Annotated in this window: 2 protein-coding genes; both read left to right on the forward strand. The window is 37.6% G+C overall.

Annotated features, from left to right (window positions below; all coding sequences use genetic code 11):
- Window positions 1-785: glucose-1-dehydrogenase (locus ACWPWY_RS23475; protein ID WP_454193943.1), on the forward strand; the 785-nt coding region annotated here is incomplete at its 5' end.
- 314 nt (window positions 786-1,099) lie between these two features.
- Window positions 1,100-1,612, forward strand: coding sequence for a hypothetical protein (locus tag ACWPWY_RS23480; RefSeq protein ID WP_454193944.1), 513 nt, complete (start codon window positions 1,100-1,102; stop codon window positions 1,610-1,612).
- The last annotated feature ends 85 nt before the right edge of the window (window positions 1,613-1,697 follow it).

Genomic DNA, 1,697 nt, shown 5'->3' on the forward strand with positions numbered 1-1,697 from the left:
TGTATACAGAATTGGAAGGCAAAACAGTCATCATTACAGGTGCATCTACAGGGTTAGGAAAAGCGATGGCACTTCGATTTGGCCGAGAGAAAGCGAATGTGGTCATTAATTATCACAGCAAAGAAGAAAACGTGAAAGAGATTATTCAAGAGATTGCCCAAAATGGAGGTCGTGCGATCAGTCAAAAGGGCGATGTTTCTAAAGAAGAGGATATAAAAGCACTTATTCAGAGCGCACATGAAAGTTTTGGATCGGTTGATATTTGGATCAATAATGCGGGAATTGAGAATGAAGTTCCTTCCGAAGAAATGACACTGGAGAACTGGAAAGAAGTAATTGATGTAAATCTAACCGGTGCATTTTTAGGATGTCGTGAAGCGATCAGTTACATGCTCGAACATAAAATCAAAGGAAAAATAATTAACATATCTAGTGTTCACGAGCAAATACCATGGCCTCACTTCGTCCATTACGCAACTAGCAAAGGCGGTGTTAAATTAATGACCGAAACGCTAGCCCTAGAATTTGCACCTAAAGGCATCCGAATTAATAATATCGCGCCAGGTGCTATAGAAACCCCCATCAATGCGGTGAAGTTCGCAGATCCAAAATCGAGAGCTGCTGTTCAAGATCTGATACCGATAGGTTATATTGGGAAACCGGAAGAAATCGCATCCGTGGCAGCTTGGCTGGCATCGAATGAATCTAGTTATGTGACCGGTACTACCATTTTTGCTGATGGAGGAATGACGAAGTACCCTTCCTTCCAAGGCGGCAACGGTTAAGTTAACGTAGATGGATTCCATTTTGACGCACATCATTCACATGAAAAACTCTATTGAATAGATAGACATATAAATAAATATTCCTTCGGATTGTTATTTATAGGAGTGACGTTTGCTCATAACAGTTGGAAGGTTACAGAGGGGTACATTTAATAACTAATTTCAGTTATTATGTAGCCCTCTTTTATTCTATCTTTGTTGATCCTACTTACAACTATTGTAATTAAAAGTATTCAAAAGAGAAACGAAGCCCTCTAAGGGCTTCTATATAATCTGAGAAGTATGGTATGATCGTTACATAAGGAGAGGATTTTATGCGTAAAAAGAAAACTTGGATCATCCTTCTAACTTGCCTCGTTGTGCTTTTCTTCGGAGGAAAGTGGGCATATAATACCGTAATTCATACGGCTGCGAATCAAATATCAGCAGAACTTGCTAAGCCGGAAGTAGAACAAGCAATTAATCAATTAAAAGAACAGTATTTAACAGGTGACTCCCAAAATATAAAAAACGATTTAAAAGATATAGCAAATGAAGCCAAAGAGATAACTAAAGATGATATAACAAAAGATACTAATAACGATACAACAAAAAAAGGTGCTAAAGAAAACTCAGTTGAGTCCTCGAATAAAGAGGATGCGGCGTTTAAAAGTCAAGATGAGGCTTTAAAATTTGTTGTCAGCCGAGTATCCGTATCCGATATAAAATACGTTAAAGAGATTGCTTCTGAAGGGTTGACCGAAGAAAACAAAGAGAAACTACAGAAAATGGCGTTTGAGAATTTCACAGTTGAAGAAATTGAGGCTGTACTCGAAGCGTTACAATAGAGGTTCATACTTTCATTAATATAAAAATACGAAATGATACCAAGTCAAGATTAAAATGAACAGATAAAAAGCAACCACACCTTAA

The organism is Paenibacillus sp. Marseille-Q7038, from assembly GCF_965111595.1.

What these genes read in the sequence shown, in the direction of transcription:
- ACWPWY_RS23480 (WP_454193944.1), top strand. Translation starts at nt 1,100, where the DNA reads ATGCGTAAAAAGAAAACTTGGATCATCCTTCTAACTTGCCTCGTTGTG.